This window comes from Helicobacter burdigaliensis, from assembly GCF_003670295.1.
Lineage (GTDB): Bacteria > Campylobacterota > Campylobacteria > Campylobacterales > Helicobacteraceae > Helicobacter_D > Helicobacter_D burdigaliensis.
The window spans coordinates 32,858-49,351 of record NZ_QXJG01000003.1; the positions used below are offsets into that span (position 1 = coordinate 32,858).

Sequence of the window (16,494 nt, forward strand, 5' to 3'; positions counted from 1 at the left end):
TTTTAAAGTAAATTTTTTACATTTTATTTATATAATCCCTAACTAAACTCTACTATTTTATCTAAGCTTAGCGTCTTTTGCACATCTATAAGACGCTGGTTTGTGCTTCCTCTAAAACGCAAAGACAAATCCTTTTTTTCTAAAATAAAACGCCCATCAATCAAAACATCACACAACTCTAACAATTCATAATAATCTTGCTTTTTTACAAGCTCTTCAAAAGTAAATCCGCTATAAATAGTCAAATCAAGCCCAAAACTTTTAATCTCTTTAGCCAAAACTGCTAAATTTTTGCTTTGCAAAAAGGGCTCTCCGCCACTAAATGTAACACCTTTTAGCAAAGGATTTTTTCTTAATTCTTCTAAAATTTCTACACTATCTTTTAGATAGCCCCCATTTAAATCGTGTGTATGAGGGTTTTGACAACCTTTGCACTTATGAAGACAACCTTGGGTAAAAATCACATATCGCAAACCAAAACCATCTACGATAGATTCTTCTACAATTCCTGCTAGCTTAAGAAAAATTGTGTTTTTTTCTATCATTTACTTCAGCCTTTTTTGCATCATTAAATCTATCAAGTGTGCCTACTAAATAACCCGTAATTCTTCTAATGCGTTCAAACTTCACACCCTCTTCGCTTCTGCCACATTTAGGACAAAGCTCATCAATCACACCACTATACCCACAAAGTGGATCTCTATCAAGAGGAAAATTAATAGAGCCATAGCCTATATTATTTTCCCTCATACATTGGATAATTTTTTCAAAACTTTCTAAATTTTTAGAAACATCTCCATCTAATTCTACATAAGTGATATGCCCTCCGTTATTTAATGCATGATAGGGGGCTTCAATTTTGATTTTTTCAAAAATGCTAATTTTAAAACCCACTGGAATATGAAAAGAATTTGTATAATAATCCTTATCTGTAATCCCCTCTAAGATTCCATATTTTTCTCTATCAAGCCTTAAAAATCTACCACTTAAGCCCTCTGCTGGAGTGGCTATTAAAGAGAAATTTAGCTTATCTTGCATAGCCTTTTTATCTACAAATTCCCTCATAAATCCTATAATCTCTAAGCCTAGCCTTCTAGCCTCCTCACTCTCTCCATGATGAACGCCTATAAGAGCTTTAAGCGTCTCTGCAAGTCCTATATAGCCTATGGTTAAAGTCCCATGTGCTATCACTTTATCTAAAGTATCTTCAAAGCCTAACTTCTCACTATCAAGCCAAATATGCTCCCCCATTAAAAAAGGAAAATTTTTCACTCTTTTTTGGCTTTGTATCTTATAGCGGTGCAATAACTGCTCATATACAAGCTCTAATTTCTCTTCTAAAAACTTATAAAAAAGCTCCAAATTCCCTTTAGCTTCTATCCCAAGTCGCACAAGATTAATACTGCTAAAACTTAGATTCCCTCTACCTGCTGTGATTTCTTTAGTTTTATCAAAAACATTTGCCATTACCCTAGTCCTACAACCCATATAAGCTACTTCACTCTTATAATCCCCCTCTTTATAATACTGCTTATTAAAAGGTGCATCTAAAAAGCTAAAATTTGGAAAAAGCCTCTTTGAAGCACATTCCATCGCAAGCTTAAAAAGATCATAATTTTTATCCCCCTTTTTATAATTTATCCCCTCTTTTAATTTAAAAATTTGCACTGGAAAAATAGGAGTTTCTCCATTCCCTAGCCCCTTTAAAGTCGCTTTTAGTAGATTTTCAATCACCATTCTACCCTCAAAGCTTGTGTCAGTTCCATAATTTAGCGTACTAAAAGGCACTTGTGCGCCTGCTCTTGAATTCATTGTGTTAAGATTGTGTATTAATGCCTCCATTGCTTGAAAAGTGGCTTTTTGGGTTTCTTCTAATGCTCTTTTATAAGCATAAGAATTTGCATTTTGTAAGTCCTGCTCTTTATAATCTTTTATCGTATCTATAAGTATTTTTAAACAACTCTCTTTGCTTGAAGCTTCAAAAACACTTTCTAAAAACAAATCTTCTTTTAAAGTTTTCCCAAAAGAAATTTCAAAAAATGCTCCAAGTGCTTTTAAATACTCCTTTTTAAAAGTCTTTTTTACTCCCATAGCCATAGCAAAATCAAAATTAGGTATAGACTGCCCCCCATGCATTTCATTTTGATTTGCTTGCAGGGCAATACAAGCCAAAGACGCATAAGAACCTATGCTATTTGGCTCTCTTAAACTCCCATGTCCTGTGCTAAAACCACCCCTAAAAAGCTTTATCAAATCAATCTGACAACAAGTTTGCGTTAGCATATAAAAATCTTTATCATGTATGTGTATATCACCGCTCTTATGTGCTTTGGCTATATGAGGGGGCAAAATACACTCATCTACATAATACTTTGCACTTTCAGAACCATATTTTAACATCATACCCATAGCGGTATCTGAATTTATATTTGCATTTTCTCTTTTCAAATCCACATCTTTAGTGCTTTTAAAAGTTAATTCATTAAGTAGTCGCAATAATTCATCATCAGCACTTCTAATATTTGCCCTTTTTTGCCTATAAAGTATATAAGATTTTGCACTGCTTTTAAAAGAATTTTGCATAAGCACTTCTTCTATAATGTTTTGTAATTCTTCAATTTCTATTATTTCACTTTTTATATTTAAAATAACTTCTTTATATATTTCTTCTAATTTTTCTTGACTTAATTTTTCATCATTAGAATTGTGATTTGCCTTTAAAATAGCATTTTTTATTTTCAAACCCTCAAATACAGCTTTACTTTTATCTCTTTTAATAATAAATTTTATTTGCATGAAATTTTTCCTAAATAATAAGCTATAAATACTAAAAAATAGCATTTTTAAACCTATAAAGTTTAGCCTAGCAACTTAACAAAAAGCTTAAAAATATTTAAATTTTTCCTTATTATTTTAAAATAATTCAAAATTTCAAGTAGTTTTTAACATTAAAATTATTCTATAAATCCATTGCTTAAACGATAGAATATTAACCCCACACGACAAATTTTAAGATAAAAGTTTAGATTATCAAAGATCAAAAGAGAACCTAAAGTTTTTTTGTATAAAATTCTTAAAAACCCAAGTTAAGGATTTTAAAAAAATGCAAAAAGAGCCTTTATATATAATTGGCGATGTGCATGGTTGTTTTGATACACTTTGTGCTTTAGTTGAAAAGCTTCCTAAAAAATGGGATTCTAAACTAATCTTTGTAGGAGATTTGATAGATAGGGGTCCAAAATCTTGTGAAGTTATTGATTTGCTTATCCAAAAAAATTATGCTTGTGTGCTTGGAAATCATGAAGAATTAATGCTTGAATACTACCATGCTATTCCCTCACTTGGCTATAATAAAATATGGATTAGTAATGGAGGTTATGAAACTATGGAAAGCTACAAAGATAAGGGAGGCTTATACAAAATCCATGAACATTTAGAATGGCTTTTAACCTTGCCTCGCTTTTTACTTTTGGATTATCCTTGCAAGGAGGGTTTAAACCCATTTATTACACATGGTTTTGGATTACCCTTTTTCAAAGAAAGAGAAGAAAAACAAGCCACTATCACTTGGAATAGGCTCAAAATGCATAATTTAGAAAAAGAAAGTAAGAAAAATTATGGGATATTTAACATTTTTGGGCATGATGTGCAAAATAAAGTATTGCTCATGGATAATTTTGCCGCTATTGATACAGGTTGTGTCTATCACAAAAAACTAGAAAATGCTTCTTTAAGTGCGATAGAATGGCCTAGCAAAAAAATATACTCTCAAAAATACTGCGGTTAGCTAAAAGAGAATTATTTTAATTCTCCCCAATGCTTCCCAACGCTCAAAGAGCATTTTAAAGGAACTCTAAGCTGTGCTACTCCTTCCATAATCGCACTAATTTCTTTGGCTTCTTTTTCTAGTTTTTCTTCTTGCACCTCAAAAATGAGTTCATCATGCACTTGCAAAAGTAGTTTAGATTCTAGCTTACTTTCTACTATTTTTTTCATCGCTTTTTTGATAATATCTGCTGCACTTCCTTGAAAAATTGCATTAATTCCTTCTCTTAAAAATGCTGCCTTTTGGTATTCTTGCACCCCATTAAAATCAAAACTACGCTTCCTACCAAAAAGAGTCTTAGAATATCCATACTCCAAAATAAAATCTTCTTGATTTTTCAAAAAATCCTTAACCGTTGGAAAGCTTTGGAAGTAGTTTTGAATATAAGTTTTTGCTTCTTGAAAAGTGATATTAAGCGTTTCAGAAAGCTTTTTAGGTCCCATTCCATAAATAAGCCCAAAATTAATACTTTTTGCAATATTTCTCTTTTCCTTTGCCACATCATCGCCAAAAATCTTTTTAGCAGTTTCTAGGTGAATATCCTCATCTTGCATAAAAGCTTGAATCATCGCAGAATCTTGTGAAAAATGAGCCAAAAGCCTTAATTCAATCTGCGAATAATCCAAACTAAAAAGCACACAACCACGACTTGCTATAAAACCCTCCCTTATTTTTCTTCCTTGCATTGTTTTAACGGGAATATTTTGTAAATTAGGATTTTTAGAGCTAAGACGCCCTGTGCTAGTTCCCGTCTGCATAAAAGACGCATATACCCTATGTTCTTTGTTGCTTAGTGCATATTGCAAAAGTGGTTCAATATAAGTGCTAAAAAGCTTAAAAATCTCTCTATACTCTAAAATCTTAGGAATAATAGGATGTGCTTCATACAAAGACTGCAAAACCGCTTCTTTTGTGCTAAAGCCTGATTTTGTTTTTTTGGTGGTTGTTAGCTTTAAATCCCCATAAAGAACTTCTGCTAATTGTTGAGGAGAATTAATATTAAAAGTGCGTTCTGCAAGAGTATAAATCTCATGAGAGAGCATTGCAAGCTTATCTCTAAACTCTATTTTCAAGCTTTTTAAATGTGAAACATCAAGTGTGATTCCATTAAGCTCCATTTCAATGAGAGTTTGGACAAAAGGAAATTCCAAAGTATAAGCCAAGTTTAAAAGATTCTCATCATCAATTAATTTTTCTAATTTACAATATAATTGATAACAAGCAGCGGCATCTTCACTGGCATATTTTGCTGCTCTTGATATTTGAATTTGTGAAAAATTTTCATTTTTTAAAACCACATCTTCATAAGCAATCATTTGATGATTAAAATATTTTTTCATCAAAGGATCTAGTCCGCACAAACCATCGCTTTGTAAAAGCCACCCAAGTAGCATACTATCGCCAATTTTTGAATAATCCTCCAATACAAAATTAAAATTTGTCCTTAAAATCTCTAAATCGTATTTTAAATTATGCCCTATCACTCTTTTGGCTTTTAGAAAAATTGCTTGAATAAATTTTAAAGCACATTCATAACTTATCTGCTCCTCTACTCCTAAATAATTATGTGCCATAGGAGCATAATAGGCTTCTTTTCCATCAAAGCTAAAAGAAAATCCCACAATCTTAGCCTCTCTAACATCTAAAGAAGTCGTCTCACTATCATAAGAAACTATGCTCTCTTCAGTAATCTCATCTATTAGCTTTAAAAGCTCTACATCTGTATTTACAAGTTTTGTAGTGTAGCTAAAACTGCTTAATGTATTTTCTTTTTTAATAATTTGTGTTTTTTTGTTTAATTTTAAAGATTTTAAGATTTGATGCAGCTCACACTCTTCAAGCTCTTTGACGATTTTATACAAAGGAGATTCTTTTGGCATTTGACAATTTTCTAAATTAAAATCTTCTAGCAAATCCCGTCTTAATCTAACAAGCTCTCTTGAACGATATGCTTCCTCTTTAGACGCCTCTAAAAGCATTTTTGTTCTAGGAGGAGTAATCTTGTCAAGATTTTCATAAATCCCATCAAGACTATCATAAGTTAATAGCAAATTCATAGCTCCTTTAGCACCTATTCCTTTAACTCCTGGGACATTATCCGCACTATCCCCCACAATGCTTTGATAATCTATAAATTGTCTAGGCAAAATCCCATATTTTTCTTTACATTCTTCTTCTCTAATCTCTTTTTTACTTTTAGGATCAAATAAAAAAGTATCCCCATCAATGAGCTGATACAAATCCTTATCATGGCTAATGATTCTTACATTAATATTCATTTTATTAGCTTTTTCGTTGATAGAAGCTATCACATCATCAGCCTCATAACCGCTAATTTTAATATTTCTAAATCCCATAAGTTCCACCCATTTAATAGCAACTCCTAATTGGAGTTTCAAATCTTCTGGAGCTTCTGGGCGATTTGCTTTATAGTTTGGATCAATCTTTTTTCTAAAATTCTCTCCACCACTATCTAATGCAAACACCAAATAATCCTCTGGATATTCTCTATGAAGCTGTGCTATAAGCTTAGCAAATCCAAAAAGTAATCCCGTTGGGAATCCTGCACTATTTTTCAAAGGTGGAAGTGCAAAATAGCTCCTAAATAAAAATCCAAAAGTATCAATAATAGTAAGTGTTTTCAAATCTAATTCCTATCTTTTGCTTTTTTAAGATGTTGTTTTTTAATATAAATATTAATCGATTCCACGCCTAAAGAAAATGCCATAGCAAAATAAATATAACCTTTTGAAATATGAAATTCTAAACCCTCTGCAACTAAGGTAACCCCAACCAAAATCAAAAACGCTAATGCTAAAATCTTAATGGTAGGATTATTTTCTACAAACTCTGAAATACTCTTACTTGCAAGCATCATAACCCCTACTGCTACAATCACAGCGATAATCATAATCTCAATATTACTTACCATACCCACAGCAGTGATAACAGAATCTAAAGAAAAAACGATATCCAAAATTGCAATTTGAATAAGCACTGCAAAAAATCCTCGCTTAGCCCCCTCTTTTAGGACATCTTCATCGCTTTTCTCACCTGCATTATCAATATCATGGTGGATTTCAAGAGTAGATTTTGCAATCAAAAACAATCCTCCTAAAATCAAAATAATATCACGCCCTGAAATTTCTTGACTAAAAATACTAAATAATGGCTGTGTAAGCTTCATAATCCAAAAGAGTGAAAGCAATAATAAAATCCTCGTTGCCATTGCCAAACCAAGCCCAAAAATTCTAGCCTTTTGCCTTTTTTCTTTGGGTAATCTACCCACTAAAATCGCAATAAAAATGATATTATCAATCCCTAAAACTATCTCTAAAGCTATCAAAGTAGCCAAAGCTACCCACATTTCTGGACTCACTATCCATTCAAACATTTTTGTCCTTTAGCAAAAAAAATAAAGACTAATTGTAGGGATTTTTTTCTTAAAAGATAATCTATAAGTTTTCAAAAAATATTTTTTATATATAAAATTCAAATTTACATTATAAAGTTGCAAATAAGAGATTATAAAAACCCAAAATACATATTATCAAAATATTCTTGCATTTTCAAAAAGCTTTTATTAAACCCCTTCTTATAGGGTTTAATTTTTAAAAATTATTTTAGAGTTTCAATATAATGCCCAATATCTAGCATATCTTTTTTAGTGTAGCGTTGTGAAATTTGATTTTTAACAAATCTTGATTGCCCTTCAAAAGTTTGGTTTTGATAGGTTTTAATCTCATCAGTAATATCTTGAGCTTTCCAAGTGTTGATAGGAGCTTTTTTAGCCACAGATACCTCTCCTTTTGCTCCATGGCAGCTTGCACAATCCCTCTCATATTTCTTTTTGCCATTTTCTAAATCATAAGCTGGATCATTACTAGCAACATTTCCAGTCCCTAAAAGGCTATCTATAAAGCTCTTCTCTTGCACGCTCAAATCCGCATCTTCTCTCACAACCTTAATATCTTTAGAACCTAGATTTTTAGAATACTTTTGCAAAATTGCCTTAATTTCCTCTCCAAATTCTCCTTCTAACTCAAAGCAAACGCATTCTTTTGCATAAAGTGCACCCAAAAAAAATAAACCTGCTAAAAGAATTTTTTTCATTCTTCTCCCTTTGTATAATTTTTCTATATTCTGCCTAATTTTTCTTTAATTCTCTATTTAAAGCAAAATTAGCTCTACTTTATTTTTATTTAAAGATAAAACCTCAACCTTAACAACCTGCCCTACTTGCAAATAATCTTCTATTTTTGCATCACGATTTTTAACAATTTTAGAAATATGCAAAAGCCCATCATAACCATTTGGAAGCTCCACAAAAGCACCAAATTCTAAGATTTTTTTAACCTTACCTTCATACACATCGCCTACCTTATAAAGCTCATAAATGTTTGGTTTTGCCTCTTTTGAAGAAGCAATATTTATAATATGCTCTCTTGCTAAATCCACTTTGGCTTTATTGCCACTTACCTTGACTTCGCCATTTTCTTTGTTTAAATCAATGGCAACTTCAAATTTTTCTATAATTTCTTTAATCGTTTTACCTGCTTGTCCTATAATCTCTACAATCTTACTTGGATGAATGGAGAAAATTTGTGAATTTGGCAATACAGATTCATTAAAAACAATCTTCTCTTTTGCTCCTTCCATAATGTTTAAAATATGGATTCTCGCTTCTTTTGCTTGCATAAGAGCTTCTCTTAAGATTTCTAAATTCAATCCTCCAAGCTTAATATCCATCTGCATTGCAGTAATACCCTCTTTAGAACCCGCTACTTTAAAATCCATATCTCCATCATGATCTTCTAAACCCATAATATCCGTTAAAATCGCATAAGAATCCCCCTCGCTCACTAACCCCATAGCAACTCCAGCAATCAAACTTGTGCATTCCACTCTAGCAGCAGCCAGTGCAAGAGAACCTCCACAAACAGTTGCCATAGAAGAAGAACCATTGGATTCTAAAATCTCTGAAACCAATCTTATGGTTTGCATTTGAGGATTAATAAGACTTGCCTCTAAAGCTCTCTTAGCCAAATTTCCATGTCCTAGCTCTCTGCGTCCAGGTGCTGAGATAGGACTTGCCTCACCCACACAAAAGGGGGGGAAATTATAATGCACCATAAAACGCTCTTTTTGTGAGCCTTTATCTGTCAATAACTCATAACTTTGTGCATCCATATCATTTCCTAAAGTCGCTACTACTAAAGCTTGGGTTTGTCCGCGTGTAAAAAGAATGCTTGAATGTGCCATGGGTAAGAAATTTGTATCAATACTAATAGGACGCACCTCTTTTAAGCCCCTACCATCAGCCCTTTTTTTCTCTTTTAAAATCATACCCCTTATAATCTCGCGTTTAATTTCTAAAACACTTTCCATAACTTTTTTATCAAGATTTTCATTCTCATTTGGATTTTTTTCCAACCAAATTTTCTCGCATTTTTTAGCAAATGCGATAAGCTCACTATTGCGCTCACTCTTTGAAAGCACTTCAATAATATTTCTTAATTCTCCCAAATGTTCATTTTTAATAAATTCCTTAATCTCACTAGAACTAAATTTTTCTCGTTTTTGGCTAAATTTGAGAGGTTTTTTCATAAAAGAGGCAAAACTCTCTTGCATCTCTTTACTTTTCTCTTGAATGGCATTTTTAGCAAACTCCAAAGCCAAAATTAATTCCTCTTCATCTAGCTCATTAGCACTAAAACTTGCATTTTCTGCATCAAAATTTTGAATTAAGCTTAAATTTTGGCTCTTAGAAACTTTCAAACCTCCAAAACTTCTCATCTCAATCATTAAAAGTTCTTCATCCACACCACTTACATATAAATCTAATGTGCTTTCATCAAAATCACTCATCTTAGGATTTAATACAAACTCTCCATTAATCTTACCTATTCTCACGCCATTAACAGGTTTATTAATAGGAATCTCAGAAACAAAAAGTGCCGCACTTGCAGCATTGAGTGCTAAAACTTGCAAATCTACATCACTAGAAGCACTTAGCACCATAATTGTAATTTGCGTAGAATAACAATAATCTTTAGGAAAAAGAGGACGCAATGATCTATCCACAATCCTAGCACTCAAAGTTTCAAAATCTCCAGGTTTTGCTTCTCTCTTCACATAACCACCTGGAATCTTACCTGCTGCATAAGATTTTTCAATATATTGCACCGTAAGTGGTAAGAAATCCTCTTCTACAACTTCTTGAGTATCCACACTCACAGTCGCCAAAAGGACATTATCTCCTTGTTGCAAATACACACTTCCACTGCTTTGTTTTGCAAACTTATCAAAGATATATTTCTCTCCATTTCTTAAGACTATTTCGCCCATATTTTCTCCTTATTTATTAATATTTCCAAAGATTTTTTCAATTGTTTCTAAATCCACTTCAGGATAATCTTGATAATAATATCCAATATCTACAAAACTTTTATCTTGGTAAAGACAAAAAACTCCATCTGTGTTTTCTTCAATAATTTGAACCACATCTAAAGGTGCAACGGGTGCTGCAAAATAAATTGTTTTTGCTTGAAGTGTAATCACTGATTTAATAGCAGCAAGTGCTGTTAAACCACTATCAATCCCTTCATCTACAAGTAAAACGCGTTTATTTTTTAAAGAAATAAATCTATCGCCTTTTCTATATTGATAGATTAAAGGCAACATTTTATCCTCATACTGACGCTGTGCCTCTCCATAGATATAATCCAAACTTATTTCAAAAGATCGCACCAAAGCTTCATTAATCACAATATCATGCGTTTCTGTGCTCATTGCAATCTCACATTCTGGATTATTAGGAGCTAAAATAGGCGCAGAAAACAAAAAATCCAAAGGTGCTTTAATGGTTTGCGCCAACTGATGCGCAAATAAAATCCCCGCAAAAGAGATTCCAACCACTACACAATCTTGTTTTTCAAAAAAATTTAAAGGCATATTAGACAAAAGCTTACTTAAGGCATCTTCTCTATTTTTAAAATACACCTTACGACGCGCTGAATGCTGGGAAACTCCTAAAAAATCCAAGCTAATCCTTAATTTCCAATTTTCAAATCACTGCTTAAAAGCGGAATAAATTTTATCTCAAAAAGAATATATTTATCATCTCTTGCTTCTGCTCCTCTTGTGGTTAAAGTAGGATAAATCTCACTCACATATCTCACGCCAAAAGAAAAGCAACGAATGCTAGTATCCACTCCAACTTGCCAAGTTTTAAAGTAGTTTTCTTTATAATCATAGCCTATTTTTGCATAAATATTAAAATAATCAAACTCTTTAGAAAAACCTGCATTGATATAACTAGCCTCTCCAAATCTCCCTCTATACAAATCTTGATGTGCAAAATCTTCTCTAAAATAATGCCCAAAAAAGAAATTAATAAGTTCATCATGATAGTTTATTTGATGTGTAGCTTCTGAAATTTTATTTTCTTGATGTGAATAATAAATACTGCTTAAAAAATCCCAATGATAATCATAAAAATATTGTATTTCATTTTCTATTTCTCCATATTTCTCTTTTGCATCATCCATATAAATATGCTGGCGAATCTTATGGGATAACACTAAATCATCTTGTGCATTATAAAAAAATTGTTTAACACCCAATTTAAGTTGTTTTCTATCTCCAGGAAGGTCAAAAAAGCTTGTAAAATCACCCTCTTTATGTTTAGCAGCTGGCAAAATAAATTCACTCTCTAAACTAAGCGTATGTGAAAAATCTCCATAATTTTTCAACAAATCTGAATTTAACTTAAAATCATAATAATGGTTTAAATAATTTCCATCCTCTAATCTTAAGCCTCTATCTACATTACTATATTGCACGCTAGAAGCATAGACTATGGGAGATACACTTAAATTTAAATAATCATCCACAAGGGGTTGAGAAAAAGTTAAAGGCAAAGAAACTTCTTGTTGCACAGCCCTATAACCACTAGGACGCGTATGGTTTTTTATTTGATAATCTAAAGAATAATAAAGATTATCTAAAAAAATGCTCTCTGTTTGCCTATGGTATTGTAAAGCTGGAAGTGTTTGCATGGTTTTTGCATTACTTACTAGCTCTAAATCTGTATAATAACGCCCATAAACACCTATATAATCTTGATTGCTTTTTAAAAAATAGTTCAATCTTGAAGCTAGCAAACTTCCCTGTAAATCTGCACGATTTTCTGCCCTATCGTTTTCTTGAAGTCTAAAATAATCAATATCATTAATTTGAGAAATATTTGCATACAAGCCATCTTCTTTGAAATAACTCTCTTCTTTGGGTTCTATGAGTAAGTTTTTTGTTTGATATTCAAGTTGGAATCCAAAATGTTCCTTATTTTCTAAGTTATATTCATTCTGATAGCTCTTAGAATCTCCAAAGATACCAAAATTTGCCCACAAAATCTCATCTTTTTTATCAATCATTCTAAATTCATTAAAAAATCCACCTCCACGCTGTGTACGGATTTGTGGAGAAAAAGTCATATCCCAATTATCCTTGGGTGCAACAAAAATGGGTTGTGAATAAATAAAGCCATCATCTCTTGAGTTTCCTACTACTGGATAGAGCAAACCACTTTTACGCTTATAACCTAACGAAAAGGAAAGATAGGGAAAATACATCACTGGCATATCATAAATACAAAATCTAGGATGCCAAACACTAAGCCACTCATCATTGACATCATACTCACCCTCTGCTACTTTTAGTTTCCAAATAGGATTATTCACACTACAAGTAGAAATACTTGATTCATCTAATTTATAAACATTATCATCAAATTGTGCTTCTTCTGCACTAATCCACAACCCACTTTGTGAATCTTGCAAATAAAATGGTTTTAAGAAAGAATAATCCTCTTTTAGCTTAATCTTTACATTTTCTGCCTTTAAAAAAAGAGAATTCCCCTTATAGGCATTCACATTACCCATTAATGTAATTTCAGAGGTTTTTGTATTATAGATTGCCTTATTTGCAGTTACATAATAATCTGCATTAATTACTGTTGCATAACCCTTTCCAATCACCTCCTCTTTATTATATTCCATATCATCGGCTAAAAATTCAAAAATAGCTTGTTGGTTTTTATCATAATGCTTAATACTAGGCTTTGCCTCCAAAGTAGCAAGGCTTAAAGCTGCAACAAAACTAAATTTTAAAGTATTTTTAAAAATTTTATTAATAACTTTTTGCAAGATTAACCACCAAAGTCTTTGCCACTCTATCGTGCAAAGTTTTTCTTAAAGGATTTTCAAACGCAAGCAAAAAGGGCAACCACAACAACATTTTACTAAGAGCTTTAAAAAGTGCCCTCAAGAAAGCTTGTTGCCAGCTTGGCTTATCTAAAAGCCCACCTTCAATTACCCTTATTTTCACAACCATATGTCCTATATTTGCACCATAAAGAGCTATAAAGATTGTATTATAAGCAATTAAAATAATATACCAAATCATTGTTACAGAAGAAAGCAATGATATAAAAGCTTCTTGATTACCCTTTATCGCTTGAAATTCTTCCCAATAAATTCCCAAAAAAATTAATGTTATTAAAAAATCATCCACCAAATATGCAAGCACTCTTTTATATAAGGGTGCAACTTGTATTTCCTCTCGCTCTAAAGTTTCTTCAATACTTTCTTTTCTCATTCATTCTCTTCTAGTCTTAATGCTTGATAAGCAATATCTTTTCTAAATTGCATTCCATAAAACTCTATACCCTTAAGTGCCTCATAAGCTTTATTTGTAGCTTCTTTTACGCTTCTTCCTTTACCCACTGCTACTAATATACGCCCACCACTTGCATAAAGCTCTTCTCCTTCTTTAATTACCCCTGCATAAGAAATATGAGAATCCTCACTGCCTTGTTTTTCTATATGGATTAACTCTTTTTTACAAGATTTATAAGGATAATCTTTTGAAGCAGCTACTACTCCCACACAATAACCCTCTTCTAGCTCATAATCTACACCTTTTAAATCTTGCTTTGCACAGCCCAAAAGACAATCCAATAAACCTCTTTTAAAAAGAGGCATCAATACCTCACATTCTGGATCGCCAAATCTAACATTAAATTCTAATAAATAAGGCTCATCTTTTACTACCATAATCCCACAAAATAAAACCCCCACAAAAGGATTCCCATCTTTTTCCATACCCTCCAATGTGGGCTTAATAATATTGCTTTTAACCTTTTCTATTAACATCTCATTTGCCAAAGGAGAAGGTGCATAAGCTCCCATTCCTCCTGTATTTGGACCTTTATCACCCTCTTGAAGTCTTTTGTGATCTTGTGCAGGAGGCAACACTATAAAATCTTTTCCATCACACATTGCAAATACAGAAAGTTCAAACCCTTCTAAAAATTCTTCAACAACGATTTTCTTTCCTGCTTCCCCAAAACTCTTTCCACTTAACATTTCTTTAGCACTAAGCTTTGCTTCTTCATAGCTTTGTGCTATCACCACCCCTTTACCTGCACACAAACCATCTGCTTTAACAACAATAGGCAAATTTAAATCTTCTATAAAATTAACCGCTTCTGCATAATCTTGTGTTTGAATAAAACGCGCAGTAGGAATATCATAACGCTTAGCAAAATCTTTCATATAAGCCTTAGAACCCTCTAGTCTTGCAGCTTTTGCACTAGGACCAAAAGTTAAAATACCATTCTCCCTTAAAGAATCTGCCAACCCCTCTACTAAAGGAGCTTCTGGACCAATAATAACCAATCCTATATTTTCCTGAATAGCAAAATCCACAAACTCCCTATCATTAGAAAAATTAATATTCTTACCAAGCTTTGAAGTTGCACCATTTCCAGGATAAAAATAAATCCCATCTATTCTGCATTCTTTTTGTAAAGCAAGTCCGATAGAATGCTCCCTAGCACCACTTCCTACAATTACAATTTCCATAAACTTACAACCTTTTATCTTTAAAAATCAAATATATTTAATTTTCAAAACTTTTATTTTACAAGCATTCAATAAAAACTTCAAAAATTAAAAAACCCAAGTGAGCGTCTCTTTTAACCTATGGCCCCAAAAAAGCCAAAAATTCCAGCCATAAGCTCCCTCTTAGGGGCAGACTCTCATCTTTTTAAGACTAATAGCGAGAATGCCAAAACACACAAAGGAGACTATACAACCAGCCATACTTAAGTGTTGGACCTCTAATGTTTATTAAGATATCTCGCATCACTCAGGAACTAAAATTATAAAATACTCTAGCTAAAGGAGTGATAAATTTTAAAAATTATTTTTGATTTTATGGAATTTTTAGCAAAGAGATTTTATAATCTCGCTTCCAACAGAGTGTTTAGTAGGGGACAGATCCGAAAAGACTTTGGAGAAATCAAAATTTTATGGAGTTTAGTTATGAAAAAATTACTCTTAGTTTTTTTAGCACTAGCTGGTGTTGCATTCGCTGCTGAAAGTGGAGCTGGAGAGACTTTATTGTCTTATTCTGCAATTGCTGCGGGTATTGGTTTAGGTATTGCTGCTTTAGGTGGTGCTATTGGTATGGGAAGCACAGCTGCTGCTACAATTTCAGGTATGGCTAGAAATCCAGGTGTTGGCGGAAAGCTAATGACAACTATGTTTATTGCTCTAGCTATGATTGAAGCTCAAGTTATTTATACACTTGTTGTTGCTTTGATTTTACTTTATGCAAACCCATTCCTAAAAATCTTAGGACTAGGAGCTTAATAACTCCTTTATTATTCTCAAAAGCCTTAGGGTTTTTGGGGACTAAGCGCTGGTGGTGGAATGGTAGACACACCATCTTGAGGGGGTGGCGGGGCGACCCGTGCGAGTTCAAGTCTCGCTCAGCGCACCATTTACTTATAAATCATTTTTTAAATCCATTTAAAGCTTTTCTTACATACTATCTCATTTGATTTAAAGTTTTATATTCTTCTACAAAGCTCATCACCTGCTACTATTTCATTTCATAAAGCTATCTAAAAATCACTAAGCAAACTTATTACCATAACAATTTCAAAAAGGCGTTAGTAATATACTTTTATTACCACAAAAGCATAAGAGTGTAGTAATCTATAAAATATCAAAGATACACTACTTGTTACTGCAAAGCTTTATGGGAAGCCGTGATAATCTAAAGAGTTTGCCTTTAAGAGTTGCTCTTTTAGATTTGCACTTCGCTGTTGCTCGTGGATAGCTTGATCTGTATGCTTTAGCACAATGCGCTTCGCAATGACAAAGAAAAGAAATACTCTTTATTGCAAAAGAATTCTCGTGGCGTAAGGGAAGAAACTGCTTGTCAGTTTCAGGTATCCTGCTCTCGCCTAAGAGAATTATTTTTGAATAAAGAGTTTTTAGGTTTGCATTTGTTTGTAACAATAGTTAGATTGCTTCGGCACAATGTGCCTCGCAATGACAGGTGGGGCTATAAGACTTTATATAAAAAGTATTTTAGGAGTGGCTTCTTAAAAGTTTGCTTGCAAACTAAGGGAATCCCACCACCACAAACAAAATTACTTTTTGCATAAAGTGTATTTTGATTCTTTGGAGATAGTTTAAATTTTTTGGTTGCTCTTTTTGGATTGCTACGATTTGCTCTCGCAAATCTCGCAATGACACACTAACTCTTTAGATTTGCACTGCATTTTATTTACACATTTTATCGCTTCACTCCTT

13 protein-coding genes and 1 tRNA gene are annotated in these 16,494 nt (G+C 32.7%); 4 read left to right on the forward strand and 10 right to left on the reverse strand.

The window, feature by feature from the left end:
• Nucleotides 1-38 precede the first annotated feature (38 nt).
• Both nrdG and EBF09_RS02415 read right to left on the reverse strand, forming a co-directional pair.
• Entirely contained in the window at nt 39-545 is a 507-nt protein-coding gene (gene nrdG / locus EBF09_RS02410; protein WP_121763556.1) for an anaerobic ribonucleoside-triphosphate reductase activating protein, read from the reverse strand.
• Nucleotides 517-2,796: an anaerobic ribonucleoside triphosphate reductase gene (locus tag EBF09_RS02415; RefSeq protein ID WP_121763557.1), complete on the reverse strand. Its 2,280-nt coding sequence runs from the start codon at nt 2,794-2,796 to the stop codon at nt 517-519. The genes nrdG and EBF09_RS02415 overlap by 29 nt, the downstream gene beginning before the upstream one ends.
• Before the next feature lie 307 nt (nt 2,797-3,103).
• On the opposite strand from EBF09_RS02415, the gene EBF09_RS02420 reads away from it, so the two are divergent.
• Complete coding sequence (locus EBF09_RS02420) at nt 3,104-3,787, forward strand: metallophosphoesterase (protein ID WP_121763558.1); 684 nt, start codon at nt 3,104-3,106, stop codon at nt 3,785-3,787.
• An 11-nt stretch (nt 3,788-3,798) separates the two neighbouring features.
• Here EBF09_RS02420 and polA read toward each other — a convergent pair whose 3' ends face one another.
• The 8 genes from polA to purD all read right to left on the reverse strand — a co-directional run bounded on the left by polA (nt 3,799) and on the right by purD (nt 14,751).
• Nucleotides 3,799-6,471, reverse strand: coding sequence for a DNA polymerase I (gene polA, locus EBF09_RS02425; protein ID WP_121763559.1), 2,673 nt, complete (start codon nt 6,469-6,471; stop codon nt 3,799-3,801).
• A gap of 2 nt (nt 6,472-6,473) precedes the next feature.
• A complete protein-coding gene (locus EBF09_RS02430) occupies nt 6,474-7,220 on the reverse strand; it encodes a TerC family protein (protein WP_121763560.1) in 747 nt (248 codons plus the stop codon).
• A gap of 224 nt (nt 7,221-7,444) precedes the next feature.
• Nucleotides 7,445-7,939: a c-type cytochrome gene (locus EBF09_RS02435; RefSeq protein ID WP_121763561.1), complete on the reverse strand. Its 495-nt coding sequence runs from the start codon at nt 7,937-7,939 to the stop codon at nt 7,445-7,447.
• A gap of 57 nt (nt 7,940-7,996) precedes the next feature.
• Nucleotides 7,997-10,174 (reverse strand): polyribonucleotide nucleotidyltransferase, encoded by a 2,178-nt coding sequence (locus tag EBF09_RS02440; protein WP_121763562.1) that lies wholly within the window; start codon nt 10,172-10,174, stop codon nt 7,997-7,999.
• 9 nt (nt 10,175-10,183) lie between these two features.
• On the reverse strand, nt 10,184-10,870 hold the full coding sequence (locus EBF09_RS02445; protein WP_232817626.1) for a phosphoribosyltransferase: 687 nt from the start codon (nt 10,868-10,870) through the stop codon (nt 10,184-10,186).
• An 8-nt stretch (nt 10,871-10,878) separates the two neighbouring features.
• Nucleotides 10,879-13,032 (reverse strand): LPS-assembly protein LptD, encoded by a 2,154-nt coding sequence (locus EBF09_RS02450; RefSeq protein WP_232817627.1) that lies wholly within the window; start codon nt 13,030-13,032, stop codon nt 10,879-10,881.
• Nucleotides 13,016-13,483: an RDD family protein gene (locus EBF09_RS02455; RefSeq protein ID WP_121763563.1), complete on the reverse strand. Its 468-nt coding sequence runs from the start codon at nt 13,481-13,483 to the stop codon at nt 13,016-13,018. Before EBF09_RS02455 ends, EBF09_RS02450 begins: the two co-directional genes overlap by 17 nt.
• The gene (purD, locus tag EBF09_RS02460; RefSeq protein WP_121763564.1) at nt 13,480-14,751 is read right to left on the reverse strand and encodes a phosphoribosylamine--glycine ligase; all 1,272 of its coding nucleotides are present in this window, start codon (nt 14,749-14,751) and stop codon (nt 13,480-13,482) included. Before purD ends, EBF09_RS02455 begins: the two co-directional genes overlap by 4 nt.
• A 462-nt stretch (nt 14,752-15,213) precedes the next feature.
• Between purD and EBF09_RS02465 the strand changes: the two genes are divergently transcribed.
• The 3 genes from EBF09_RS02465 (at nt 15,214) to EBF09_RS09050 (ending at nt 16,346) form a co-directional block, all read left to right on the forward strand.
• Nucleotides 15,214-15,543: a F0F1 ATP synthase subunit C gene (locus tag EBF09_RS02465; protein WP_121763615.1), complete on the forward strand. Its 330-nt coding sequence runs from the start codon at nt 15,214-15,216 to the stop codon at nt 15,541-15,543.
• A 46-nt stretch (nt 15,544-15,589) separates the two neighbouring features.
• Nucleotides 15,590-15,673, forward strand: a tRNA-Leu gene (locus EBF09_RS02470).
• A gap of 403 nt (nt 15,674-16,076) precedes the next feature.
• Nucleotides 16,077-16,346: a hypothetical protein gene (locus tag EBF09_RS09050; RefSeq protein ID WP_157978158.1), complete on the forward strand. Its 270-nt coding sequence runs from the start codon at nt 16,077-16,079 to the stop codon at nt 16,344-16,346.
• Nucleotides 16,347-16,494 lie beyond the last annotated feature (148 nt).

What these genes read in the sequence shown, in the direction of transcription:
- EBF09_RS02420 (WP_121763558.1), top strand. Translation starts at nt 3,104, where the DNA reads ATGCAAAAAGAGCCTTTATATATAATTGGCGATGTGCATGGTTGTTTT.
- EBF09_RS02440 (WP_121763562.1), bottom strand. Translation starts at nt 10,174, where the DNA reads ATGGGCGAAATAGTCTTAAGAAATGGAGAGAAATATATCTTTGATAAG.
- EBF09_RS02430 (WP_121763560.1), bottom strand. Translation starts at nt 7,220, where the DNA reads ATGTTTGAATGGATAGTGAGTCCAGAAATGTGGGTAGCTTTGGCTACT.
- EBF09_RS02435 (WP_121763561.1), bottom strand. Translation starts at nt 7,939, where the DNA reads ATGAAAAAAATTCTTTTAGCAGGTTTATTTTTTTTGGGTGCACTTTAT.
- EBF09_RS02465 (WP_121763615.1), top strand. Translation starts at nt 15,214, where the DNA reads ATGAAAAAATTACTCTTAGTTTTTTTAGCACTAGCTGGTGTTGCATTC.
- EBF09_RS02455 (WP_121763563.1), bottom strand. Translation starts at nt 13,483, where the DNA reads ATGAGAAAAGAAAGTATTGAAGAAACTTTAGAGCGAGAGGAAATACAA.
- purD (WP_121763564.1), bottom strand. Translation starts at nt 14,751, where the DNA reads ATGGAAATTGTAATTGTAGGAAGTGGTGCTAGGGAGCATTCTATCGGA.
- EBF09_RS02415 (WP_121763557.1), bottom strand. Translation starts at nt 2,796, where the DNA reads ATGCAAATAAAATTTATTATTAAAAGAGATAAAAGTAAAGCTGTATTT.
- nrdG (WP_121763556.1), bottom strand. Translation starts at nt 545, where the DNA reads ATGATAGAAAAAAACACAATTTTTCTTAAGCTAGCAGGAATTGTAGAA.